The organism is Parabacteroides vesiculifaciens, assembly GCF_049860805.1.
GTDB lineage: Bacteria > Bacteroidota > Bacteroidia > Bacteroidales > Tannerellaceae > Parabacteroides.
The window spans coordinates 4,275,581-4,300,845 of the sequence record NZ_CP187555.1; the positions used below are offsets into that span (position 1 = coordinate 4,275,581).

18 protein-coding genes are annotated in these 25,265 nt (G+C 41.5%); 15 read left to right on the top strand and 3 right to left on the bottom strand.

Annotated features, from left to right (window positions below; all coding sequences use genetic code 11):
- Positions 1-149: 149 nt before the first annotated feature.
- Positions 150-935, bottom strand: a complete 786-nt coding sequence (locus ACPYIV_RS16940; RefSeq protein ID WP_425884164.1) for a phosphatidylinositol-specific phospholipase C/glycerophosphodiester phosphodiesterase family protein — start codon at positions 933-935, stop codon at positions 150-152.
- Positions 936-1,030: 95 nt separating this feature from the next.
- On the opposite strand from ACPYIV_RS16940, the gene ACPYIV_RS16945 reads away from it, so the two are divergent.
- The 8 genes from ACPYIV_RS16945 to ACPYIV_RS16980 all read left to right on the top strand — a co-directional run bounded on the left by ACPYIV_RS16945 (position 1,031) and on the right by ACPYIV_RS16980 (position 11,892).
- Positions 1,031-1,591: a metallophosphoesterase gene (locus ACPYIV_RS16945; protein ID WP_425884166.1), complete on the top strand. Its 561-nt coding sequence runs from the start codon at positions 1,031-1,033 to the stop codon at positions 1,589-1,591.
- 21 nt (positions 1,592-1,612) lie between these two features.
- Positions 1,613-1,930 carry a hypothetical protein gene (locus ACPYIV_RS16950; protein WP_425884168.1) on the top strand — a complete coding sequence of 106 codons (318 nt, stop codon included), beginning with the start codon at positions 1,613-1,615 and terminating at the stop codon, positions 1,928-1,930.
- 19 nt (positions 1,931-1,949) lie between these two features.
- Positions 1,950-2,564, top strand: a complete 615-nt coding sequence (locus tag ACPYIV_RS16955) for an RNA polymerase sigma-70 factor (RefSeq protein ID WP_425884170.1) — start codon at positions 1,950-1,952, stop codon at positions 2,562-2,564.
- A gap of 96 nt (positions 2,565-2,660) precedes the next feature.
- Positions 2,661-3,659 carry a FecR family protein gene (locus ACPYIV_RS16960; protein ID WP_425884172.1) on the top strand — a complete coding sequence of 333 codons (999 nt, stop codon included), beginning with the start codon at positions 2,661-2,663 and terminating at the stop codon, positions 3,657-3,659.
- Between the two features lie 48 nt (positions 3,660-3,707).
- Positions 3,708-7,007, top strand: coding sequence for a TonB-dependent receptor (locus tag ACPYIV_RS16965; RefSeq protein ID WP_425884174.1), 3,300 nt, complete (start codon positions 3,708-3,710; stop codon positions 7,005-7,007).
- A gap of 13 nt (positions 7,008-7,020) precedes the next feature.
- Complete coding sequence (locus ACPYIV_RS16970; protein WP_425884176.1) at positions 7,021-8,643, top strand: RagB/SusD family nutrient uptake outer membrane protein; 1,623 nt, start codon at positions 7,021-7,023, stop codon at positions 8,641-8,643.
- A 17-nt stretch (positions 8,644-8,660) separates the two neighbouring features.
- A complete protein-coding gene (locus ACPYIV_RS16975) occupies positions 8,661-10,757 on the top strand; it encodes a hypothetical protein (protein ID WP_425884178.1) in 2,097 nt (698 codons plus the stop codon).
- A 154-nt stretch (positions 10,758-10,911) separates the two neighbouring features.
- Complete coding sequence (locus tag ACPYIV_RS16980; RefSeq protein WP_425884180.1) at positions 10,912-11,892, top strand: family 43 glycosylhydrolase; 981 nt, start codon at positions 10,912-10,914, stop codon at positions 11,890-11,892.
- 37 nt (positions 11,893-11,929) lie between these two features.
- Here the strand turns inward: ACPYIV_RS16980 and ACPYIV_RS16985 are convergent, their stop codons facing one another.
- Both ACPYIV_RS16985 and ACPYIV_RS16990 read right to left on the bottom strand, forming a co-directional pair.
- Entirely contained in the window at positions 11,930-13,870 is a 1,941-nt protein-coding gene (locus ACPYIV_RS16985) for a heavy metal translocating P-type ATPase (protein ID WP_425884182.1), read from the bottom strand.
- A 65-nt stretch (positions 13,871-13,935) separates the two neighbouring features.
- Complete coding sequence (locus tag ACPYIV_RS16990) at positions 13,936-14,364, bottom strand: Fur family transcriptional regulator (protein WP_425884184.1); 429 nt, start codon at positions 14,362-14,364, stop codon at positions 13,936-13,938.
- Positions 14,365-14,473: 109 nt separating this feature from the next.
- Here ACPYIV_RS16990 and ACPYIV_RS16995 point away from each other — a divergent pair, with 109 nt between their 5' ends.
- From ACPYIV_RS16995 to ACPYIV_RS17025, 7 genes are all read left to right on the top strand, one after another.
- On the top strand, positions 14,474-15,028 hold the full coding sequence (locus tag ACPYIV_RS16995) for an RNA polymerase sigma-70 factor (RefSeq protein ID WP_293734500.1): 555 nt from the start codon (positions 14,474-14,476) through the stop codon (positions 15,026-15,028).
- Between the two features lie 440 nt (positions 15,029-15,468).
- Positions 15,469-16,467 (top strand): IS110 family transposase, encoded by a 999-nt coding sequence (locus tag ACPYIV_RS17000; protein WP_290092606.1) that lies wholly within the window; start codon positions 15,469-15,471, stop codon positions 16,465-16,467.
- A gap of 760 nt (positions 16,468-17,227) precedes the next feature.
- Positions 17,228-17,569: a hypothetical protein gene (locus ACPYIV_RS17005; RefSeq protein ID WP_301705357.1), complete on the top strand. Its 342-nt coding sequence runs from the start codon at positions 17,228-17,230 to the stop codon at positions 17,567-17,569.
- An 87-nt stretch (positions 17,570-17,656) separates the two neighbouring features.
- Positions 17,657-18,652, top strand: coding sequence for a FecR family protein (locus tag ACPYIV_RS17010; RefSeq protein ID WP_425884187.1), 996 nt, complete (start codon positions 17,657-17,659; stop codon positions 18,650-18,652).
- Positions 18,653-18,808: 156 nt separating this feature from the next.
- Entirely contained in the window at positions 18,809-22,045 is a 3,237-nt protein-coding gene (locus ACPYIV_RS17015; RefSeq protein ID WP_425884189.1) for a SusC/RagA family TonB-linked outer membrane protein, read from the top strand.
- A 13-nt stretch (positions 22,046-22,058) separates the two neighbouring features.
- A complete protein-coding gene (locus tag ACPYIV_RS17020; RefSeq protein WP_300762651.1) occupies positions 22,059-23,780 on the top strand; it encodes a RagB/SusD family nutrient uptake outer membrane protein in 1,722 nt (573 codons plus the stop codon).
- Positions 23,781-23,790: 10 nt separating this feature from the next.
- Complete coding sequence (locus ACPYIV_RS17025) at positions 23,791-25,176, top strand: Gfo/Idh/MocA family protein (RefSeq protein ID WP_425884191.1); 1,386 nt, start codon at positions 23,791-23,793, stop codon at positions 25,174-25,176.
- Positions 25,177-25,265 lie beyond the last annotated feature (89 nt).

Here is a 25,265-nt window from a genome sequence, read left to right on the forward strand (position 1 = left end):
CGGACGATTCTTTGGATAGCAAGTCTGGCATTTTGACAATTTTGACATTTTGATTATTGGGATCATATTCAGGCACGTTTTGGTGCGGTCGTCCTTTGTGGCAAGCTTGCTCCAGAGTTGCGTCCCCCAAAAAAAAGCCACTGTCTCTTTTAGGGATTCTGTAAAATCAAACTCAACGCTTTCAGGTCGTCGGCCCCGATCAAGTCCACTTGTTCTTTGATAAAGAACTTCTTGAACAGCGGTGTGTCCGGTGCGCCCCACCAGCGGAACAGTTTGCCTTCCGCATGGGTTTGCCGGATATATCCGCGCATCTTTTCAAGCTTTTCGGCGGGTATCTCTCCCTGGCCTTTCCAGCCGATGTATTTGGAATAATTATCGCTGATGACAGGCATTTGGGCGGCCGGAATGCCTTCCCCTAAATCTTCTATCGTGCCGTCTAAGAAGATAAAACGGTTGGTCTCGGCAGCAATAGTCTTGCGGGGGCTTCTTCCCGACAGATAGAACAACACGGCGCTTTCTTGCAGCTTCCCGTCTTTCTCATGGCAGAAAAGAGATTCGTAGGGTTCCAGTTTCTTTTTCAGGACGGGGTACATCGCTTCGCCGTCTGTCTTGCAATCGACCATCAGGTAAAACGGCCGGTCGCTGCCCGGATATACTTTGCCTCCGTTCTTTTTGATCCGTTCGACTAACGGCAATAGGTATAGTTTCTCGAATGTGATATCCGGGTTGGGGGCGACTGAATCGTGGGACACGTACAGTTCGCCGTCGATTAGCCATAAATCCGCCTCTACGCAATTGAATTGGAATGAAAGGGCGTCGAATAGCGGGCGGGGACGTTCATAATCGTTGTGTGAGAAAGCATTGTAATGAATTGTCTGGGCTTCGAGCGAGCCGGATAACAGGCTGATCAGCAGGATAAATAATTTTAGTTTCATATAGCAGATTCGTATTTGATAAGGCAAAGGTAAACAGTTTTTATCTAATTCTCCGAGAATATTGTTTACATTTGCCATACTCAATCTGATAAACCATGAATAGACGATTATTTTTTAAGAGATCATGTGCCGGGGCATTGCTTTTATCCTGTCCGGGTTTGTTGGCGCGGGAAAATGGAAAGAGACTGCGTTTCGGTCTGGTAACGGATATACATTTTGCTCATCGGAATGTACACGGGACTCGCTATTATGAACAATCCATCACAAAGTTATCGGAAGCAATAGACGTTTTTAATAGGCGGAAATTAGATTTCATGATTGAACTTGGAGATTTGAAGGATATGGGTGATACTCCTGAAAGAGGGCAGACTTTGTCGTTTTTAGATGAGATAGAAGCAAAGTTCCAGACATTCGACGGCCCTGTCTATCATGTGTTGGGCAATCATGATATGGATAGCATTTCAAAACCTGAATTCCTCGCGCATACGGCCAATTACGGGAGTGCGAAAGGAAAGCCTTATTATTCTTTCGTACGGAACCAGATTAAGTTTATCGTACTCGACGGTAACTGCAACGAGGATGGTTCCGATTATGATTCCGGTAATTTCGATTGGACCAAGGCGTTTATCCCCACCGGCCAGAAGGAATGGCTTTAGCAGGAACTGAAGAAAGACGATTTGCCTGTCGTGATCTTTATCCATGAACTGTTGGATACTTTTTCGGGTATTAGTAAGGAACTTTGTATCGGCAATGCGGAGGAGATCGTTTCGATACTTGAGCAAAGCGGCAAGGTCATAGCTGTTATCCAGGGACACCATCATGCCGGTAACTATAGTTTCCGGCATGGAATCCACTATTTTACGATGAAAGGAATGATAGAAGGAAGCCTTCCTGAAAATAACAGCTTTGCCGTTATCGAGATAGACAAAGACTTGAATATCTATATAGAAGGGTTCTTTAATTGCAAGGATAAGGAGATGAAACATCATTCATAGAATAAGCAAGATAATAATTATGAATAATTTCACAAACGAGAAAATTCTCCTTCAGGAGATAAAGAGCGGAAACGACGAAGCATTCGAATTTCTGTTCAATAACTATTATCCCCGGTTGCGGGGATATGCTGCTCGTTTTGTGACAGATGAGGAGGCAGTCAGGGATATCATACAGGAGAGCTTTTTGAGGTTTTGGGAAAAACGTGATTTGATAGAAGCTGTTTCCATCTCATCCCTTCTTTTCGCAATGGTGCGGAATGCTTGTCTGAATTATTTGAAGCATTTGCAATTGGTCGAGCAGTATAGCCTTGAACATTTGGACAGGGTAGACGGGCAGGAGGAACTTTATTATTGGGATTTTAATCTGAGTCCGGAATATACTCTCCTGTATAAGGAATTGCAACAACAGATCAACCTTGTCATGAATGATTTGCCTTCCCGTTGCCGTGAAGTATTTGAAATGAGCCGTTTTAAGAAAATGAAAAACCGGGAGATTGCAGATGCTCTCCAAATATCGACTACTGCGGTAGAGAAACATATAGCCAAAGCCTTAGCACGATTTTCCGCACATTTTAAAGATAAATATCCGTTGGATGTCTATATCGCGATACTGGCTTGGCTGCTTTCCGAATGAACGAAGTCCTGTTTCTTTTGTTTTGGAAAATTTTTTTCAGGGAGGGGGTTGGGTAAAATTCATTTGGGTTGTTACATCATATAGAAAGCAAAAGTTATGAAAGAGCAGGAGATCGATAATCACCAGTTGGCAATACGTTATTTTGAAGGACGCATTACTCCATCCGAAGAAGAAATTCTTTTCCGGTTTGTGAATGATGCACCTTCCAATAAGAGAATGTTTCGCCAATGGGAGGAAGAATGGATGCTTTCCTATAAACTGGTTCCTGAAGTTTCCGATGAATGGAAACAATTACAACGCCGGATGCAGGTACGTCAGTCGCTGAATGGCGTGTTTAGTACTAAACACAGGCAATTGCAACGGTTTATCGCTGTTGCTGCAATTGCCTGCCTGCTGTTGTTAGGTGGTACATATGGCCTCTATCTTTACCGGAATGCAGAGTTTGCCGAGAACCTGTTTGCTTTAGAAACGGCCTATGGAGAAAAAAGTAAACTGATACTGGCAGATGGAACGATCGTTTGGTTGAATGCCGGTTCTTCCCTGAAGTATGCCGGTAATTTCAATTCTAAAAGCAGGGAAGTCTTTTTAACCGGTGAAGCGTATTTCGAAGTGACCAAACAGTCGGATGGAACTCCTTTTGTGGTTAAAACGGACCAGTATAGTGTATGGGTCAAAGGAACAAAGTTCAATGTATCTTCTTACCCCGAAGATATTTCTGCCAAAACGACATTATTGGAAGGATCTATCGATATTTTATATAAGGGAAGACATATTCCGGTTGCACCGGGAGAATTGCTTAGTCTTGACAAACAAAACGGAAGCTTTTCCCGTCAGAGGGTTCAGGCATCTCAATATAAGTCCTGGACAGAAGGAAGGGTTGAATATGATAAAATCACGCTCAATGAGCTGGCAGTCCGCCTATCCCGTAAATATGACGTTCAGATCCATTTGGGAGACGACCTGGAAAAAGATATAGCTTTCCGCGTATCACTTCGCAATGAAGAAACGGTCGGAGATGTCTTTCAAGCTTTATCCGAGATTATTCCGATCCGTTATGAGCGGCGGGGTCGGGATATTTATATTCGAAAACAATAGCGCAATTGTTAATATATTATTAAATCTAATTCTTTAATTTATTGGTTTATGTATAGAAAACATGTAGGAAGGGCGTTAATCCTTGCCTTGATGCTTTCTGGGGCTACCTCCATGAATGCACAGCGGATCACCCGGCAATTTAAAAATGTTCCTTTAAAAACCGTCTTGGCGGAAGTAGAGAAAGAACTGCAGTATTCCATCATTTATAAGAAAGACGAGGTAAATGAACGGAAGCAGATCACGCATAATTTTAATGATGCATCTTTGGAAGAGGTGTTATCTGCCATATTGGACAACGGATTGTCTTATTCCGTCCAGGGCAAGATGATTGTAATTTCCAAGAAAGAAGTAGCGGCTCCATCTGTCACCCAGCAAAAGCAAATCATCGTAAAAGGCATCGTAAAAGATGAAAATGGCGAACCTGTTGCCGGTGCGAATGTTGTTGAAAAGGGAACATCCAATGGTACGATTACGGATATGGATGGATGTTTTTCCTTATCGGTTTCGGAGAATGCAAAATTGAATGTGACGTATATAGGCTATTTGGATCAAGTTGTCGTAGTAGGGAAAAATCAAACATCTTTGAATATCCAGTTGAAAGAAGATACGCAAGCGTTGGATGAAGTCCTCGTGGTTGGTTATGGAACACAGAAGAAAGTGACATTGACTGGTTCCGTTGTGGCTTTAAAAGGAGAAGAAATTACAAAAAGTCCCTCTATCAATATCGCTAATTCTTTAGCTGGTCGTTTGCCAGGAGTTATTATAAACAATCGTTCTGGAGAGCCTGGTAGAGATGATCCTTCTATCTTTATACGTGGAAAAAGTACGACAGGAAATGCATCTCCGTTAATTTTGATAGATGGTGTGGAAAGAGGAGGCTTAGGTGAATTGAACCCGAACGATATAGAGAATATTTCAGTATTGAAAGACGCTTCAGCTGCTATCTATGGTGCTCGGGCAGCTAATGGGGTTATCTTGGTAACAACTAAACGTGGAGCAGAAGTGAAACCATCGATCAACCTTTCTTTTAATCAGGGCTTTTCTCAATCGACTCGGACTCCTAAAATGGCTGATTCTTATACATATGCGAAAGTATATAATGAAATTGAAGAAGGGGAGGGCCGTTTACCTCGCTATTCGAATGAGGAGTTGGAGAAATACAGAAATGGTACGGATCCCGATTTCCCTAATACGGACTGGTTTGATTTAATGATAAAGAACGTTACACCTCAACATCGGGTTAATTTATCTGTTGCGGGTGGTAATGAACGGGTGAAATATTATTTGTCATTGGGAGAGTCTCACCAAAGTGGTCAGTTTAAAGAGGGAACGACAGGTGTCCGTATATATAATCTTCGTTCGAATATAGACGTGCAAGTGACAAAATATCTGAAAGTGGGAGTTGATCTGGCCGGCAAAATAAATGACAGTCACTATCCGGTAGGGGGAACAAGCGATATATACAGCCATATTTTTTTGTATTTGCCTACTTGGCAGACGTATTGGCCGGGAACAGATAAACTGATGCCGAACAGAGATAGTGAAAACTTGATGAATCGTGTTGGTGATGCTTCTGGTTATCAGGATTTAAAAACGACTGCTATACAATCTACACTTTCTTTTAAATTGGATATTCCTTGGTTGAAGGGCTTATGGCTGGATGGAATAGCCAGCTATGATGCATCTTTTGTTAGGACGAAAACATTAAATACTCCAGCTTATGTCTATTATAAAGATGATCAGACAGGGGAGTTGTATAAGGGAGTTTCTGGTAAGACTCCGAATCAGGCCAATCTTGAGCAGAAGTATGAGAATCCGACAAATATGTATTTGGTGGGTAAGATCAATTATGATCAGACCTTCGGGGCTCATCATGTAGGAGCGATGTTTGGGTATGAGCAAACTCAGACAAAAGGAAATTTCTTAAAAGCCTATCGGAGTGACTTTATCTCGACTTCGATACCCGAGATATTTGCAGGTAGTAGTGATAAAAATAAACAATCGAATGACGGTAGTTCCTCGCAAGGTGCTCGCCAAAATATTTTCGGTCGTTTTTCTTATGATTATGCTGGTAAATATATGGCTCAGTTTACGTTTAGACGTGACGGCTCTCCTAACTTCCCGGAAAATAAACGATATGGATTTTTCCCTAGCTTCTCTTTAGGTTGGAGGATCTCCGAAGAATCTTTTATGAAAGAACTGACTTTTCTGGATAATTTAAAGCTCAGAGGATCTTATGGTAAGATGGGTAATGATTTGGTCGATCCGTTTCAATATTTGACGACTTATAAATTCGATAGTAACTATGTAGTTGGTGGTAATGACGTGACTGGCCTTGTTCAGAACGGAGTTCCAAATCCGAACATCACATGGGAAGTGGCTAAAACGTATAATATTGGATTTGATTCCAGATTCTGGAATGGTTTGTTAGGAGTTGAGTTTGATTATTTTAAAACCAGACGTTCTAACATTTTGACAAAGAGGAGTGCGGTTATTCCCGATTATACAGGTTTGAAGCTGCCGGATGAAAATATAGGGATCGTAGATAACCAAGGCTTTGAAATGGTTGTATCGCATGAAAATTATGCAAATCCGTTGAAATACCGTATTGCAGCCAATGTCTCTTTTGCAAGGAATAAAGTTATTTTCAGTGATGAACAACCGGCGGCTGAACCGTATCAATATGCAACCGGTCGGCCGATAGGCTCTGAATTATATTATCATGCAATTGGAGTTTTTGAATCGGAAGATCAGATTACTTCTTATCCGCATTTATTAAATACACAACCAGGAGATCTTATCTATGAGGATGTCAATAAAGACGGAGAGATTGACTCGCGACATCGTATTCGCGTGAACCAAACAAATACACCGGAGATCGTATATTCATTAAATACTTATTTCGAATATAAAGGGTTTGACTTGTCTTTACTGTTTCAGGGACAGGAGAATGCGAAGCAGTACTTTGGAGGCTATTCAGCTGTGATGAGCTACTCTTTAGGCAATTTCCTTGAATGGCGTGCAAATGATCGTTGGACAACGGAAAATATTAAAGCGACAATGCCGCGGGGAAGTTCCAGTATGTGGAATAATAATACGGAAAATTCAACTCAATGGTTGTTAAATGCTGGATTTTTAAGACTTAAAAATTTGGAGTTCGGATATAATCTCCCTAAAAATATTTGTGAGAGATTATGGGTTCAGAACCTAAGGGTTTCTTTCAGTGCTAATAATTTATTTATTATTTATGATCACATGAAGGATCTGGGCTTTGATCCCGAAACTTCAGGTTACTGGTATTATCCGCAGCAGAGAACTTATAATTTTGGTATAAATCTAACATTCTAAATATTGACAGAAAATGAAAAAGATATTATATGTATTATGGGCTGTTTTAATTTGTACATCTTGTGACGTATTGGATTTAAAGCCTTTGGATAAAGTCTCAGATGCGGATGTCTGGGAAGATAGTGCATTGATAGAACTTTATGTAAATGCCTCTTATCATTCTATTTATCATGAATTTGCTCAAGATATGATTTGTGCGGCAAGTGATGAGGTTTTCTGTATTCATAATTGGTATAATCAATGGATTATACAAAAAGGGGAATTGACCTCGGATAATGTGGTTAACCTTAGTGGTAAAATGAACTTTTGGGGGGCAGCTTATACTTCTATCCGTTCGATAAACATTTTTTTTGATCATATAGAAGAGGCTCCTGTTGAGGTATCAATGAAAAATCGTATGATAGGCGAAATGAAGTTTATTCGTTCTTATGTATATGCTAATCTGATTTGGAGATATGGAGGAGTGCCTTTGATTACGAATGTATTTGATTTAAATCAGGATTATGCTGTATCTCGTGCTTCATATGCTGATTGTGTTGATTTTATTGTGAAAGAATTGGATGAAGCGATGGTATTGCTTCCTGCTAAAATGGGAAGTGAAAATCAGGGAAGAGCCTCTGGTGATGCATGTAAGGCATTAAAGGCAAGAGTTTTACTTTACGCCGCGAGTGAGCAGAATAATCCAGATCATTCTAAAGAAAAATGGGAAAAGGCAAAAGAAGCGACGGAAGCAGTTTTGAATACAGATTATTCGTTATGTGCGGATTATCAGTCTATATTCTTGCAGGATAATAGTGAGATTATATTTGCCCGTTATTTTACACAAGCTAATTCTACGGATTTTATGTTGTTTAATGGACGGAATGGATCAAACGGCTGGACCGGTGAGAATCCAACGCAAAATTTAGTGAATGCATACGAAATGAAAAATGGTGAATTGCCTTATTTAAATGAAGAATTACCGCTACAAGTGAATCCTGCATCCGGTTATGATGAAGAAAATCCTTATGTGGGGCGCGATCCTCGTTTTGAAGCTTCAATTTTGCATGATGGTTCTATGTGGGCTGGGAGAGAAACAGAAATGTGGCACGGAGGTCTGGATTCTCCGGAAAGTAGTATTGGTTCATGGAATGCCTCTAAAAGTGGTTATGCGTTTAAAAAATTTATGGTTGAATCAATTCCTCCTACAGGCTCTTCCGTCAAGCCGGAAAATCCTTGGATATATTTCCGTTTGACAGAGTTTTATCTGAATTATGCCGAAATTATGTACGAATTAGGAGATGAAGAGACTGCCCGAGAATATATAAATAAGGTGAGAGGACGGCAGAGTGTACAGATGCCTCCTGTTACTGCCTCCGGTCTGGATTTGCGTGATAAGATCCGGAATGAACGGCGTGTGGAACTAGCCTTTGAAGGACATCGTTTCTTTGATGTACGAAGGTGGAAAATTGCAGACCAAACAGAAAATAAAGCGTTATTAGCCATTAATATACAGAAATCAGAAGATGGCAATAAAACATATGAAACTACATTATTATTAAAAAGAATCTTCCTGGATCAGCATTATTTACTGCCAATTCCTCGTGCGGAGGTGGATAAGAGTAAAGGATGTTTGGTTCAAAATCCGGGATATTAATGTTCAATTGTTATAAGATGAAGCATTTGATTTATATTTTGTTTCCTGTATTGCTGGTTTCCTTATCAGTGAAAGCCCAATCTCGTATTGATCGGAAAGCATTGGTTGACAGGCACATGATCGTTACGACAAAAACGAATCCCCAAAGTCCGGCTCAAGTGGGAAATGGCGAGTTCGCTTTTGGAGTGGATATTACCGGACTGCAAACCTTTGTTCCGTTTAACACGATGGCACAATGGAGCTGGCATAGCTTTCCATTGCCCGAAGGTATGTCTGATAAGGATTACAGGCAAGTCCCGATAAACACGTATGGAAGGCAAGTCGGTTATGACTTGCCTAACCCTGACCAACCGGAGCTTTCCGCCTGGCTTGCCGCAAATCCGCATCGTTTCAATTTGGGCCGTATCGGTTTGAAATTGTTATTGTTTGACGGGACGGAGGCAGGTCCTGATGATATACGGAATGCCGTTCAGAAAACAGACCTATGGAAGGGTATTATTACGAGTCGCTTTGAGTTGGAGGGTGTACCTGTAGTCGTGAGAACGGCCTGTCACCCAGATTTGGATATGATCGGGGTGGAAGTGAAAAGTGATTTGATACGGAAAGGAAGACTTACCGTATTTATTAACTTCCCGTATGCGGACAGGAATCAGGGTGCAGCCTATGTCGGAGTATATGATCAACTGGAAAAACATCATTCCTCGATAAAGAAGCAAACAGGGCAGTCTGTCCAGATCTCTAGGGAAATGGATGATACTCATTATTCGACTATCCTGCGATGGAAGTCTCCGGCACAGTTCTCTCCAACCACTCAGGAGAATCCCCATTATTTCGAACTTAGGCCTTTTGATACGGATAAACTCGATTTTACCTGCTTGTTCACGCAGGAAGAAGAAAGAACCTATTTGGATGAGAATGTGTTTGAGGCAAGCATCAGGGCTTGGGAGAAGTTCTGGAATTCAGGAGCTGCTATCGATTTGTCGGAGAGTTCGGATCCTCGTTGGAAAGAACTGGAGAGAAGGATTGTCCTGTCTCAATATGTTATGCGTGTAAACGAAGCTGGCTCACTGCCTCCTCAGGAAAGCGGGTTGCTCAATAATGGATGGTATGGTCGTTTTCATTTTGAGATGATCTGGTGGCATGGGGTGCATTATGCTCTATGGGATCGTTGGGATTTACTGAATAAAAGCCTGCATGTATACAAGGATTTTTTACCGACTTCCCGTGAAAGAGCTCGGAAGCAGGGGTATAAAGGTGCTCGCTGGCCTAAGTGCACGGCTGGTTTTGACCGGGATTGGCCTCATATTATCCATGCCACGTTACTTTGGCAGCAACCCCATCCTATTTATTTTGCAGAATTGGATTACCGATTGCATCCAACAGCTGAGACTTTGGAGAAATGGCGCGATGTCGTATTTGAAACGGCCGATTTCATGGCAGACTTTGTCCATTACGACAAGCAGAAGAATCGTTATGTATTAGGACCTCCGGTATTTATCGTTTCGGAGAATACAGATCCAATGCAAACGGTTAATCCGGCTTTTGAATTAGGATATTGGCGTTTCGGTCTACGTGTTGCCCAGACATGGCGCAAGCGTATGTCATTACCGATAGAAAAGAAGTGGAAAGATGTGGAGGATAAGTTATCTCCCTTACCGGTAAAAGACGGCGTTTACACGACTTATGAGGATATTCCCGATATGTGGACTAAATATACATTTGAACATCCTGCATTAATAGGAACTTTGGGTATGTTGCCAGGAGATGGGGTTGACAGGGATATCTTTGTGCGTACATTGGATAAGGTTTCTGAGGTATGGAATTTTAATCATGTATGGGGATGGGATTTCCCTATGTTGGCAATGGCGGCAGCCCGGAGTGGTAAGAGGGCCTTGGCTCTTGATTATTTGTTACATTCTTCTCCTAATTTCCAATTTGACGAACATGGATTGGCTACAGGAGGGCCATTCCCTTATTTCCCTTCTAATGGAGCGTTGCTGACTGCAATAGCAATGATGGCAGGAGGATGGGATGGCTCTACAGGCGATTCTCCGGGGTTCTTGAAAGATGGGACTTGGATTGTAAAAGCTGAGGGTTTTGTTTCAATGCCTTAAAATTTTTAACGATCGCGTATAAGAGAAAGTTCGTGTATTCTCTTATATGCGATGACTGTTTTTGTTTGCATAAAAATAAGAGCTAAATCAATATAATATTGTTTTTGCATAATAAATCTTTTATATTAGCGTCTTTTATTTAGACTGTGTAAAGATGAAAACATTATTATTGTTTATTTGGTTTGCCTTTTTGCCAATAAAGTCTTGGGGACAACTTCCCCTCATGCTATACGGTGATACCTCCCGTGTCGGGGTTCCCTATTCGAAAGATCCGCATGTGGTTAAATTTAAGGGGCGTTATTTGATGTATCATTCTATTCCGCCGATGAAGGGGGAGCCCGCTTCCGGATGGAATATTGGGATTGCGGAGAGTAAGGATTTGGTTCATTGGACGAAGGTGGGGGAGATCACGCCTGCTCCCGGAGCTGATTATGAGAAGAAAGGGCTTTGTGCGCCCGGTGCGCTGGTGAAGGATGGGAAGGTGCATTTGTTTTATCAGACATACGGGAATGGGGAGAAAGATGCTATCTGCCATGCCGTATCGGATGACGGTATTCATTTCAGAAGGAATCCGACGAATCCGATTTTCCACCCGGCCGGAGATTGGACTTGCGGTCGTGCCATAGATGCGGAAGTATGCGAGTTCAAAGGGCGTTATTTCCTCTATTTTGCAACCCGCGATAAAAACTACGACATCCAGATGCAGGGAGTTGCCGTTGCTCCGGGCAATACTGATTTCAACCGGGAAGACTGGGTGCAGGCAACGGATTCTTCTATCCTGTATCCCGTGTATCCGTGGGAAGGAAAATGTATCGAAGGGGCTTCGATTGCAAAAAGAGGTGACAAGCTTTATATGTTTTATGCCGGAGCTTACAATAATGCCCCCCAACAAATCGGAGTGGCGGAAAGTGAAGACGGCATTGTCTGGAAACGCCTTTCGGAAGAACCTTTCCTTAGGAACGGCAAACCCGGCGAATGGAATTCCAGCGAATCCGGTCATCCGCATATTTTTACCGATTCGGACGGTCGTACCTACTTGTTCTATCAGGGAAATAACGATAATGGAAAAACCTGGTATATCACACAAGAAGAGGTGATCTGGAAAAATGGAAAACCTTTTCTGAAAGGAAAGTAGAGGCGCACGGCTGTGCGTCTCTACAATAGGTACGGTTTTACCACGTCTTCCTGTTCAATATGCGGACCGCGTTGAAGACCGCCAGCAGAGCGACACCGACATCTGCGAAGACCGCTCCCCATAGCGTGACGTATCCCAATGCACCGGCCAACAATACAATCCCTTTTACACCCAGTGCCCCTATGATATTCTGACGGACAATCGTACGTGTCTTGCGACCGATGGCGATAGCCGTTGCGACTTTGGACGGCTGGTCGTTCTGGATAACGATGTCGGCGCTTTCGATCGCCGCATCCGACCCAAGTCCGCCCATCGCAATCCCTACATGGCTTAGTGCCAATACCGGAGCATCGTTCATTCCGTCTCCGACAAAAGCTACGGATTTGCCCGGTTCTTCAACCATCTCCCGGATATGCGCCGCCTTATCCTCCGGCAACAGGTTCCCGTATGCATGGTCGATTCCTAAACGTTTGGCAAAAGACTCGACAATCTCTTTTTTGTCACCCGAAAGTAAACGGATATCCGTCACCCCTAACTTTCTCAGTTTGGCAATCGCCTCCACGGCATCGTCTTTCAACGTATCGGACAATAGCAGATGGCCGGCATATTGTTTGCCGATGGCGCAGATAACGACGGTCGCCACCTTGTCGGATAGCTCTTCAGGAATGGAAATCCCGCGCTCTTTCATCAGGCGGATATTCCCGACAAGCACTTCCTGTCCATCGATGACAGCCTCCACGCCATGTCCGGCCAGTTCATGCATCTCCGAGATGTTTGCCGCATAGATATTTCGTTTCTTTGCGTAGCGGACGATCGCCTGCGCAATCGGGTGGGTACTTTTCTGTTCGACGGATAAAAGCAGGGCCAATAGTTTCGGACCGGGAATCCCGTGCGCCTGCATATCCGTCACATCAAAGCGTCCGGTGGTTAATGTCCCTGTTTTATCGAATGCAACGGTATTTATCCGTGTGATGGCATCCAGATAATTTCCACCCTTGAATAAGATGCCGGCACGTGAGGCCGCCCCGATACCTCCGAAATATCCCAGCGGTACGCTGATTACCAAGGCGCATGGGCAGGATATAACCAAAAAGACCAATCCCCGGTACAACCAGTCATGGAAGACATATTGGAAAGACGGCACTATCAGACCGACAAGTGCCGGAACCGTTACGATCAGCAAAGCCAACACGATCACAGCCGGCGTATAGAACCGTGCGAACCGGCGGATGAACAGCTCGGCGGGAGCTTTACGTTCGGCAGCATCTTTCACCAACGCTAAAATGCGGGCTAATGCGCTCTGTTCATACGGGCGGTTCACTTCTATGCGGACGGCTTGTCCCAGTACGATCATTCCCGCCAGGACTTCATCCCCTTTCCGGAGGGTACGGGGCATGCTTTCGCCTGTCAGGGCGGAAGTGTCGAACGACGCTTCGTTTTCCTGCAAAATCCCGTCGAGCGGTATGCGTCCGCCGGGCTTCACCTCGATCCGTTCACCTGTCTTCACCTCTTTCGGGGGGACGTTGACATATTTCCCTTCACGGAGTACATCCGTACGTTCGGGACGGACATCGAGCAAACGGCTGATATTTTGTGAAGCACGTTCGACGGCTCTGTTTTGCAACATTTCCCCAACCGTATAGAAAAGCATGACTGCCACTGCCTCCGGATATTCACCAATGCTGAAAGCACCGATCGAAGCAATCGACATCAATGAAAACTCGGTGAAGAAATCTTTTCGCAAAGCCTCGTGATAAGCCTCCCGCATGACAGGCAGCCCTACCGGGAGGAACCCTGCCAGATACCAGACGAGCTTGACCGCCGGGGAGAACCAGCTTTGTCCGGTATGGTCCAAGATCAGTCCCGCAATTAACAGAATGAAAGACAGGATTGGTAATGCTATCTCCCGACGTTTTTCTCCTTTATTGTGTCCGTGTCCACATCCGCATCCGGAATGGCAAGTTGTTTTTGCTTCCATAAATCAATCTGTTTTTATTATTCCGATGCAAAGGTCCGAAGATACTTTTGCAACTCGATTGCATTTTACGGATCCGTTGGCTTGCATGCCGGACAAATCCCTTTGACCGTATAGTTGATCGTATCTATAATAAAGCCTTCGGGCAACTGTACGACCGGGATTTTGATATTGTCCATACAATAGGTTTTATGGCAAACTTCGCAGAAAAAATGAATATGCCTGTTTTCTATAAAGCAGGTTTCAGTGTCGCTCCGGCAGATTTCATATTTCATCGACCCGCTTCCGTCCTCGAAGGCATGGACGGCGTGATGCTTCAACAGGATCGCCAGAGAGCGGGAAATAGTCGATTTGTCCAATGTCTCCAGTTGCGCCTCCAGTTCGAGCAAGGAAATAGGATGCGTCTGTTCCGACAATTTCTGCAATATAAGAATCCGGGCGGCTGTAGGGCGTATACCTTTATCTTTGAGCTTCTCTTCGCATTGTTTTGTTGACATGATTCCAATCTTTTTTCTCGACACGGTAAAAATACAACAAAATTAATGCAACTGAGTTGCAAACTTTTATTTTGATTATTCTGATATTTTTCGCTACTTCGCATTTGTTATGGAATTACCAGAGGAGCAAAATAGATTAAAGGAGATCGCATCTGGAAATGTGGCAGCTTTCGAGCGCTTGTTTTTCCTGTACCAACCTCGGTTGGTAAATTTCCTTATCGGTCTGACGCACGATAAGGAGGTCAGCCGTGATATGGCCCAGGATCTGTTTCTCTCGTTGTGGAAAGACCGCGAAAAACTTAAAAATGTCCGTTCTTTTTCCTCTTATCTTTTCCAGATGGCGCGTTTTACCGTGTACGATTATTTCGACCGTCTCATTGTTTCGGAAAAATATACGAACGAATACCTACAGGAAACTTCCCCGGCCGAATCAGAGGAAGAAGCCTTGTTCGTTCGCGAACTGCAATCGATCATCAACCGTACGGTCGATCAAATGTCTCCTCAGCGGAGCAAAATCTACCGGATGAGCCGCGAAGAAGGTTTGTCAAATGATGAAATCGCCACGCGCCTCGATATCAGTAAACGGACGGTGGAAAACCATCTGACCGCCGCCCTTGCCATTCTTCGCAAAGTCATTTATCTTTTCTTTGTTATGAATCTGTAATTTTGATATGTTAAATTGTACAAGAACTCCCCTAAAAATGGGGATGTCTATATCTTGTTATTATTCAGATGTTTGTGATATTTCGAGTTTCTTAAAAAATATTACCCGCAAGGGTATTTTGAAATATATAGGGTATAAAACCCGATTTTATGCGCTACTATTTCGATTTAGACCAACGGGTATTCCTGAAAACTGTACTCTAAGTTTGCGTAAAGCAAGAAGCTGAGGTTAATTTATATCTTTGTTGTATGAAGAAACTAAATTAACCGACTAACGGAAGTACACTAATGGAAAACGATAGTCTTTAAAGACTAGTTATTGTAACAGACTTCCGTTAGTCAAGCAGGCAAAGACTAAATAGATTATTGATATATAATAGGATATCATTTAGAGTAGTAGCCCATTCCTGCTTTCGGTTAATCCAAAAACAATATAAAGGTATGAATAAATTATTTATCGGGATTGATTTCTCCAAGAAAAAAGTAGATGTAAGTGTGATAGAGAAAGAAAACATATCTTCAGGTGTCCACCGTGAGTTCAGTAATGATGTTGCCGGACATGAGAGTCTGTTGGCATGGCTTTGTGATAGCTATCCGCAGACAGGCAAAGATCAGATGCTCTTTTGCGGTGAGAACACGGGACTTTACAGCGTTTGTTTGAGTAACACTCTCGCGCACGAGGGTTATACACTGTGGCTGGAACATCCTTACAGGATCAAACACAGCAGCGGCATGCAACGCGGGAAAAACGATAAATTGGATTCATTGCTGATCGCACAATACGCTTGCCGTTTCGAGGATATGGCCAAGGTCTATACCCCCAATACGGAAACCATCCGGGCGCTGCACTCATTTTTCACATTCCGTGATTTATTGGTGAAAATGAAAAATGAAGCATTGGTACATGCCAAAGAACTCCATTCGGTCCTAAAAGGGAATCACGCAACAGATTACATATATCAACATAGCCTGACACAAGTGGATAACTTGAACCGTGAAATAAAAGATGTGGAAAAGGAAATAATGGATCTGATCAACAGTGAAGAGGAGATCAAAAACAATTATGAGCGTATTACATCCATCAAAGGCGTGGCTTTTGTCAACGCCCTTGCTTTGATCGTTTATACCGAAAACTTCACCTGTTTTGACGATCCGCGCAAGCTGGCCTGCTATGCGGGAGTGGTACCGTTCCAACGAACCTCCGGCTCCAGTGTCAAAAGCAATGCCAAGACAAGTGGATTTGCCAATAAAAAACTAAACACGCTACTCACCCAAGCGGCACGAACCGCTGCCATACATGATCCAATATTAAGAGAATATTACAGGCGCAAAAGAGAAGAGGGGAAGCATCATAATTTAGTTATAAACAATATTAGAAACAAACTGATACATCGAATCTGTGCATTGGTCAGGAACCAAACTTTCGACCAAACGGCTTAGATTTTTGCAATATTCTTAATTTGTTTTAAAATCTTTCCGTTTATTTGGTTGGGAACATAGATTACAATAAGCCGGGGATGACACTAAGCTTCGTTTTAAGGAAGATGTGAACCTTCCAAATGATGATTTATTGGTATATTTAAGGTGTCGCCGTAGGGGCGGGTTCTAAACCCGCCCGATTGCAACATGTATATTTGTCGATATCGGGCAGGTTTAGAACCTACCCCTACAGAACGACAATCATTTCGGACAACGATCTCATTCCATCACATCGATAAATCATCATTTATGGTTCAAATATGTCAAAAGATGACTTTCTTTTATCCTCACATTCAATAATTAGCAGATATAACCGGAACAATATTGCTTTTTGATTATTATTTGCTATTTTTGTCATTGGGAAAAAGAGAATGCCAAGCGGGCAACTCTTGATTGTAGGAAAATGATTTATATATTCGAAGAGATAAACTGCAACACTTATTTTCATATTGAATGTATAAAGAAGGTTCTGCAAACCCTTTACATATAAAATGGTTATATCTGTATATTTAAAATATGCAGATTTGTATCTATATAAGTAAAGGGGGCGCGGGGCTGACTTTATAATGTGAAGGGCTGTTGCAGGCCTATCTTTTCGTAAAGTTCAGTTCCTGCGCCCTTCCTGTATATATACATCAAGTGTGCAAGCGATACTTTTCTTATAAAACCACTCCTAAACGGCTTCCCTTTTCTAAATCTCTCATCAATTTATTTTCATAGTATGAAAGTGACTAAAATGACATTACAGCAATATCGGGAAGTCTTGGATGTGTATGGGACCTATTTTCTGGACGATATGAAACAACTGAAAGTCGATTATGCAAAAGATCGGTTGCTTGTAAATGGAAGCATAATGCGCTATACAGATATTACCGGAATGGCGGTCATTAATAATAAATATCTGGTCGTCGAGGTTAATCATGCCGATTTGTTTCTTTTGCCGCTTCGCCGTGATGTCCGTTATCGTGTGTTTCGCTCCCCGAAATCTGCAATACTAAATAAGATTGCCTATCTGTTTATTTTATGTCAAAAAATAATGATCTGTAAATCAAGTGTATGCTGATGATTCTACAAAATACTGAAAAAAAGTGCATATAAGGTTGTGTGTATTTCCATAGTAAGCCGACTCCATTATAAAGCACGGGATTTTATGGAAAACGACAACAATATAAAACGAATCATACAACTTTATTTCGGAAAGCATTTCTCCCGTTCGGGGCGTGTCCTGTTTGGACGCTGGCTGCGGGCGGAGGACGGGACTTCCGAAAAGACGGATATATTGCAAACCTTTTGGGAACATTCGCCGGCAGAGGCGACTGCCGAAACCCGCGAAGACTGGGATGCTTTACAGAAGCATTTACAGGTTGAACCGGTTCGCCGGAATTCCGTCCCGATGTATCGCGGGTGGATCAAATATGCGGCGGTAATCGCATTGATGCTATTGACAGGGGCGGCGACTTTTTTCGTTACGGACCGCCTGAAACCCGCCCGACATGTAGAGATGGCGGAGTTGTTCGTCCCTTATGGCGAGAGCCGGCAGGTTCTTTTGCCGGACGGTTCGCAGGTATGGGTAGATGCCGGTTCGTTGCTCGTTTATCCGAAAGATTTTACGGATACGGAAACGCGTACGGTTTACCTGACAGGCGAGGCCTCTTTCACGGTCCGGAAAAACAAGGAAAAGCCTTTTATCGTGAAGACGACCTATCTGGATGTACAGGCTTTGGGTACGGTATTTACGGTTACTTCTTATCCAAGCGATTTCTGTACGAGCACGATCCTGGAAGAGGGGAGCGTCAAAGTGGATGTGAAAGCGGATGAACACCAACCTGCTATCCTGAAGCCGAACGAACGTCTGGTTTATTCGCATACGGCGCATACGGTAATGGTCCGGCCGGTCGATGCTTTACTCTATAAGATGGAGCGTAGTGGTTACCTGATTTACGAGAATGTCTCTTTCAGTCATCTGATGGCTTCGTTGGAACGGAAGTTTAACGTGACGATCCATTATAATTCCCAAAAATATGCGGACGAGTATTACAATGTCAAGTTCGCCCCGCATGAAACTCTGGAGGATGTGCTGACTGTTTTGCAGCAGTTGATCGGCATTCATTTTAAGATAAAGGAAAATGTTGTATTTATAAATTAAAGATAGAGGAGAGAAACAGGATGAACAAAAGAAAACCGGAAAGAACGAAAGTGCGAAAATCCCTCTTTCCGGCGTTTGAAACCGAATTGTGACTTTTTAGGGCTCAACGTAAAACGTTGAAAATAATTAATATTCAATTTTCAAACATACAAATATATGAAATTAACTAATCTAATACCTATAAATGCGGGAAAAACGCTTTCCCGTCTATGTATAATTGGAGCTCTGTCTCTTGGTAGCTCGTTCGTATTTGCTCAAAATCAACAGGTTCGTTTGTCTGGAAATAATTTAACCTTAAAAGCAGCTTTCAAACAAATCGAGCAACAAACGAAACTATTCGTAGACTACAACACGCAAGACGTCAACGACTCACGCGTGATCAAAAAAGTGCCTGCCGGCAACAACGTCAAGAACGTCCTGGAACAATTACTGGAAGGCACGAACTGTTCCGTCACATTCAGCAACGGTCATGTAATCATTTCCAGAAAAACCCCGGCATCTTCCGAAACAAAAAAAGTCACAGGCGTTGTCAAAGATGAAAAAGGCGAACCGATCATCGGTGCGAATGTTGTGGAGAAGGGGACGACGAATGGGACTGTTACCGATTTGAATGGTCAATATAGTTTGGATATTTCTCCTTCGGCTGTTTTACTGGTTTCCTACATTGGTTATGATACCAAAGAGATAAAGGTGGACGGGAAAAATGTATTGAATATTTCTTTGGCAGAGAATACGGAGAATTTGGATGAAATTGTTGTGATCGGTTACGGTACATCCAGGAAAAGGGATATTGTAAGTGCTATGTCTACTGTCAAAGGATCGACGATTAGTGCTGCTTCAACAAGTAATGTTCAGGATGCCTTGCAGGGAAAAGTTGCTGGTCTGGATATCCAGTCTGCACGATATGCAGGGGATGATCAAAAGATTTATATCCGTGGTGCAAGATCTTTGAATGCAGGAAACAATCCGCTGATTATAGTAGATGGTATTCCTGGAAGCTTAGGAAGTGTAAATACTTACGATATTGAATCAATTGAGGTATTAAAAGATGCTGCAAGCTCTGCTATCTATGGCTCTATGGGTGCAAATGGTGTTATTTTGGTAACGACTAAAAGAGGAAAAAAAGGGGTGAACCGTGAGATTAATTTTAATTCTTATGTTGGGATGAATGTTCCTCATATGATGAAGTTACAGTCGGGAGAGGAATATGTTCAGTTCCGTCGTGACGGATATCGATATGCGCATGGATGGGACAATCCTTTTACAGATGAGGATGTTTTCACCCAATCTGAATTAGATATCATCAAAAGTGGTAATTATACTGACTGGCAGGATTTACTATATCGTAATGCTTTGACACAAAGTTATCATTTGAGTATTAGTAATAGCGGAGAAAAGACTCGCTTATTATTGTCCTTTAAATATGACAACGAACAAGGTTATTATAAAACTAATGATTCAGAAAATTATAACTTGACTTTGGCTGCTGACTATGATTTAGCAAACTTTTGGACATTGGGAACAACGGTCCGTTTGAAAAGAAATAATGTTTCAGGTTTCCAGAAACTTAATACGGAAATCCTTTATATGACTCCGTTGTCTAATCCCTATTTAGAAAATGGTGATTTGAATTATTTCCCGAATCCATTGAATACATCTGGTTATAATCCGTTGGCGGATGATATACCTGGTCAATTTGTGGATGATACTCAAAACAATCTATTGAATCTGAATTTGACTTCTCATATTAAAATCAATAAATGGTTGAGTATGCACACGAACTTTGGTTATATATTTTCGGACTATAAACGCGGATATTTTTATGGTAAGAATGCATATCGAAATAAAGGGGTGAAAACAAATTCAGGGAAAGACTATAACAATTATGATCAATGGACATTGAACCATATTATTACGTATGAAAATAGTTTCGGAGACCATAACTTGGTTGTCGACTTGGTTGGTGAAATGCAAAGTCGTCGATATGATAGCGGAACGTTATCCGGAGACAATCAGTCGGTTGAATATACTTCTTATCATAACTTAGGTTCCAATATAGAAAATATTAAGATTGGAAGTAGTTTCCAAAATTGGGCTTTGGCTTCTGTATTAGGGCGTTTGCGTTATAATTACAAAAATAGATATTATTTCAATATTGCTTTTCGTACAGACGGTTCTTCCCGTCTAGCAAAAGGTAATCAATGGGCGATTTTCCCTTCCGGAGGTGTTAGCTGGAGTATGAAAGATGAATATTTTATGCAAGGTGTAAATTGGATTAATAGCTTAAAATTTCGTGTATCCTATGGTACGGTAGGCAATACGGCTATCTCCCCATATCAGACTTTGGCAACTTTGTCGCAGTCAGCTTATTTGTTTGGAGAAGAATCTTCTAATAAGTTTTACGTATATAGTCCTACTTCGATCGTGAATCTTGATCTTGGATGGGAAATATCTAAAACTATAAATGCTGGGGTTGATTTCGGGCTGTTCAATAATAAATTGAATGGTTATGTCGAGTATTATAATACAAAGACGAGTGATTTGTTAATGAAGAGAACGATTCCGTCGTTTACCGGTTTCAATGATATTTGGCAAAATATAGGGGAGACGGAAACTTCAGGAGTTGAGTTTAACTTGAATTATAATCCGGTAAGGACAAAAGACTTGAATGTTGATATTTCACTGAATGCATCCAGAAACTGGGAAAAGATTACGGCTTTGATCAGTGGGGAAGATTTACCTAATAATAAATGGTTTATCGGAGAACCGTTGGGTGTGTTCTATGATTATGAAAAAATAGGTGTTTGGCAGTTAGGAGAAGAAGAGGCTGCTGCCCAATATAATGCTAAAGTCGGTGACATCAAGATTAAAGATCAAAATGGTGATGGCTCAATCAGTGCCGCAGATGACCGAGTCATATTGGGACAGGTTCGCCCGAAATGGATGGCTTCTCTTGGTGCAAATATCCAATATAAAAACTTTGATTTCTCATTCAACTTGAACTCAAGATGGGGATATTTGGTGAAACCATCTCCTTATGATGACATTACTATGGATGGACAGCGTTGGTTGCCTTCCATAGATTATTGGACTCCAGATAATCCGTCAAATAGTTTTCCGCGTGCGGATCAGGTAAGTACTTACGATACTTATCGTTCTTGTAATGGCTATCAGAAAGGAGATCATATTAAAATTCAGGATGTGACATTGGGATATAGTTTTGAAAGCCTGTTATCGGAAAAAGTTCCTTTCAAAAAATTACGTTTTTATGTACAAATGAGAAATATCGGTTATTTGTATAGGGCTGCAGAGTTTGATATTATACCAGAGCAACCTAATATTAATTTTACAGTTCCTAGTAGTTATAATTTCGGAGTTAATGTAACATTTTAATAAGTCGTATATTATGAAAAAGATAGCAATTTTTTTATTATTTGCCTTGTCTGCAAGTTCTTTTTCTTGTGATTTTTTAGAAGAAGAACCGAAAGGACTAATTAGCGATACGTATGCGAAAACAGAAGAGGGGGTTGAGTCGCTTATTTTAAGTATCTATCATCGAAATCGTTATTTAACGGAGCGTTTATATAAGGTTGGAGATTGTGGTACAGATTTGACTACTTATGCAACGAATGGTCTTGGAACAAATTATGGAGAGATTATGTTTTATAACGATCCCCTTATGATTTCAAATGTTTATAATTCGCAATATTGGAAATATTTGTATAAAGGGTTAAATGTAGCAAATCAAGGAATAGAATATATTGAGCAAGCTTCTGTTTCATCGGAAGAAAAGAAAAATAAACTAACTTCGGAGGTCCATGCTTTGCGTGCATTTTATTTGTTTCTGATAGTTGAAACATATGGTCCTGCCTCCCATTATGTAGATACTCCATCTTATTCTGTTGTGACAGATGGCTATCAGCCGGGTATTGCTGTTTTCTACAAACGGATATTGGATGATTTGGATATAGCCTTCCAATATTTGGATCTGCCGCAAAATACACAATGGGGACGTATGAATATTGGTATATGTAAATCTATTAAAATGAGGGTGTTGATGGCATTGTCAGCTTATGATGATACGATACTCTCCAACACTGGTTATACGAAACAAAAGTGTTATGAAGAAACTATTTCGTTGTGTAATTCAATCATTAATGATTATAATTATAAATTGTTGGATGATTATGCTTCTATTTTTGATGTAAATAATCAAATTAATGATGAGGTAATTTGGTCTATTCAATACACAAGTGATTTGATTTATAACGGAATGAATGTGAGTCGTGCAGAAATGGATGCTAATGTTATGCATCGGAATTTTGTGGGTTGGTATAATAAATCTGCTAAAAATCCTAATGTTAATATTGATGGATTGTGGAGTCATTCTCGTGTATATGGGCGTGAATACCGTGCAACGATGCCTACCTTATATTATATCCGCCTTTTCAGTAAGTTTGACAAACGTCGGGATCAGACTTTCCAATCGGTTTGGTGTCGAATTCCAGATAACTGGAACAATGATCCTGATTATTCTGACACTTTACTGATTCGTACATTGGATGTGGTTTCAGATGAGTATATAAAGAGCTATGAAGATCGAGGTATTGTCGTTGATAATATTTCGGATATTTATGATATTAACACTGGAATTCCGACTATCAATGGTCGATCTTGTTTTCATACTATGACTAAATATTTAGATCCGAGCCGTGATGCTGCTAAACGGGAAGAAGGTTTTAAAGACTTGATTCTGATGCGCCTTGGTGAAGTCTATATAACTTTGGCTGAAGCGTATGTAAGAACTAACCAACCGGAAAAAGCGGCAGAAGTGATTACCCAACTGAGAAAAAGAGCTTTAGTTGATGGACATGAAAGCGAACTGAAGGTAACTGCTGCTGATATGGATATGGATTTTATCCTAGAAGAAGGTGCACGTGAACTGGGATGCGAATTGAACCGTTGGTATATGTTGAAACGTTCTGGCAAAATGGTGGAATGGGTGAAAGAACATAATCCGGATATTACATTGATCAAGGATTATCATATCTATCGTCCTCTTCCTCAAGATGCGTTGTATGAAGTGACGAACTTGGATGTGTTCGTTCAAAATAAAGGCTATAAATAATTCTATTAATATGATGATTATGAATAAAATATCACGACGACATTTTTTAGCTGCGACAGGTGCTATAACTGGGGCAGCCTTATTGAATCCATTATCGGGAGTAGCGGCAGAAACAGCTGAAGCTTCGAAAGTTGTAGGGAAAAAACTTCGCCTTGCTATTGTTGGTACTGGCGGAAGAGGAACTTCCATGTGGGGATATGATTTAATGAAAAGTTATCCTGACTACATCGAGTTTGTAGGCCTTTGCGATAAGAATGAAGGTCGTGTGGAAACCGGTAAGAAGATTATCGGGGCTTCCTGTCCTACTTATACGGATTTTGAAAAGATGATGAAGGAAACTAAGCCTGATGTGCTGATTGTAACGACAATGGATAGCACTCATCATCAATTTATTATCCGTGGAATGGAGCTTGGCGCGGATATTATTACAGAAAAGCCGATGACAACGGATGAAAAGAAGGTTCAGGCAATTTTGGATGCAGAAAAACGGACAGGAAAGAATTGTCGTGTGACATTTAATTATCGTTATTCTCCACATCGTGCGAAAATATGGGAGTTACTCCGTGCCGGTGAGATTGGCGATATTACTTCTGTTGATTTTCATTGGTACTTGGATACCTCTCATGGTGCCGATTATTTTCGCCGTTGGCATCGTCTGGTGGAATGCAGCGGTTCTTTGTGGGTGCATAAAGCCAGCCATCACTTTGATCTTCTGAATTGGTGGATTGACAGTGATCCGGAAAGTGTATATGCATTAGGTAGCTTGGATCATTATGGTAAAAATGGAACATTTCGGGCAGAGAATTGCCGTACCTGTCCTTATACTTCCAAATGTAAATTCTTCTTTGACATTACGAAAAAGAAGAATTTGATGAATTTATATGTAGCCAACGAAAAATATGATGGTTATCTTCGTGATGGATGTGTATTTAAGAACGATGTTAATATCTTTGATAAGATGGCGGCAACGATTCGTTATAAAAATGGTGTGCAGGTCGCTTATTCCTTAACAACCTACAGTCCATACGAAGGTTATCGTATAGCCTTTAATGGAACGAAAGGGCGTTTGGAAGCTTGGATACAGGAATCCCGTCCGACTTCTGATGCAAACTTTGATGAACTCGTTTTATTTAAGAATTTTGGAAAACGTGAGTATATCCAAATTCCATTCGGAACATCTGGTCATGGAGGAGGGGATGCATTGCTGAAAGATCAGATTTTCTTACCTGGAGTAGAAGACCCGTATAAGCAGTGTGCAAGTGTTCGCGATGGTGCTTTGGCTTGTTTGGTCGGCATTGCGGCGCGTAATAGTATAGCGGCTGGTCAGCCGGTGAAAATAGTGGATCTTACTTCTATACAGCCTCAGGAAAAGAAATTGTATCAGAGGATATTGTAGAGTCTACTAAAATTTAAAATAAATGCTGTATCAGGGTCAATTTTCAGTCTTGATACGGCATTTGTTTTAAAGTATGGTTGGTGTTCATT

Excerpts from the sequence above, each read along its gene's own strand:
- ACPYIV_RS16940 (WP_425884164.1), bottom strand. The coding sequence starts at position 935 with ATGAAACTAAAATTATTTATCCTGCTGATCAGCCTGTTATCCGGCTCG.
- ACPYIV_RS16945 (WP_425884166.1), top strand. The coding sequence starts at position 1,031 with ATGAATAGACGATTATTTTTTAAGAGATCATGTGCCGGGGCATTGCTT.
- ACPYIV_RS16955 (WP_425884170.1), top strand. The coding sequence starts at position 1,950 with ATGAATAATTTCACAAACGAGAAAATTCTCCTTCAGGAGATAAAGAGC.
- ACPYIV_RS16960 (WP_425884172.1), top strand. The coding sequence starts at position 2,661 with ATGAAAGAGCAGGAGATCGATAATCACCAGTTGGCAATACGTTATTTT.
- ACPYIV_RS16965 (WP_425884174.1), top strand. The coding sequence starts at position 3,708 with ATGTATAGAAAACATGTAGGAAGGGCGTTAATCCTTGCCTTGATGCTT.
- ACPYIV_RS16970 (WP_425884176.1), top strand. The coding sequence starts at position 7,021 with ATGAAAAAGATATTATATGTATTATGGGCTGTTTTAATTTGTACATCT.
- ACPYIV_RS16975 (WP_425884178.1), top strand. The coding sequence starts at position 8,661 with ATGAAGCATTTGATTTATATTTTGTTTCCTGTATTGCTGGTTTCCTTA.
- ACPYIV_RS16980 (WP_425884180.1), top strand. The coding sequence starts at position 10,912 with ATGAAAACATTATTATTGTTTATTTGGTTTGCCTTTTTGCCAATAAAG.
- ACPYIV_RS16985 (WP_425884182.1), bottom strand. The coding sequence starts at position 13,870 with ATGGAAGCAAAAACAACTTGCCATTCCGGATGCGGATGTGGACACGGA.
- ACPYIV_RS16990 (WP_425884184.1), bottom strand. The coding sequence starts at position 14,364 with ATGTCAACAAAACAATGCGAAGAGAAGCTCAAAGATAAAGGTATACGC.
- ACPYIV_RS16995 (WP_293734500.1), top strand. The coding sequence starts at position 14,474 with ATGGAATTACCAGAGGAGCAAAATAGATTAAAGGAGATCGCATCTGGA.
- ACPYIV_RS17000 (WP_290092606.1), top strand. The coding sequence starts at position 15,469 with ATGAATAAATTATTTATCGGGATTGATTTCTCCAAGAAAAAAGTAGAT.
- ACPYIV_RS17005 (WP_301705357.1), top strand. The coding sequence starts at position 17,228 with ATGAAAGTGACTAAAATGACATTACAGCAATATCGGGAAGTCTTGGAT.
- ACPYIV_RS17010 (WP_425884187.1), top strand. The coding sequence starts at position 17,657 with ATGGAAAACGACAACAATATAAAACGAATCATACAACTTTATTTCGGA.
- ACPYIV_RS17015 (WP_425884189.1), top strand. The coding sequence starts at position 18,809 with ATGAAATTAACTAATCTAATACCTATAAATGCGGGAAAAACGCTTTCC.
- ACPYIV_RS17020 (WP_300762651.1), top strand. The coding sequence starts at position 22,059 with ATGAAAAAGATAGCAATTTTTTTATTATTTGCCTTGTCTGCAAGTTCT.
- ACPYIV_RS17025 (WP_425884191.1), top strand. The coding sequence starts at position 23,791 with ATGATGATTATGAATAAAATATCACGACGACATTTTTTAGCTGCGACA.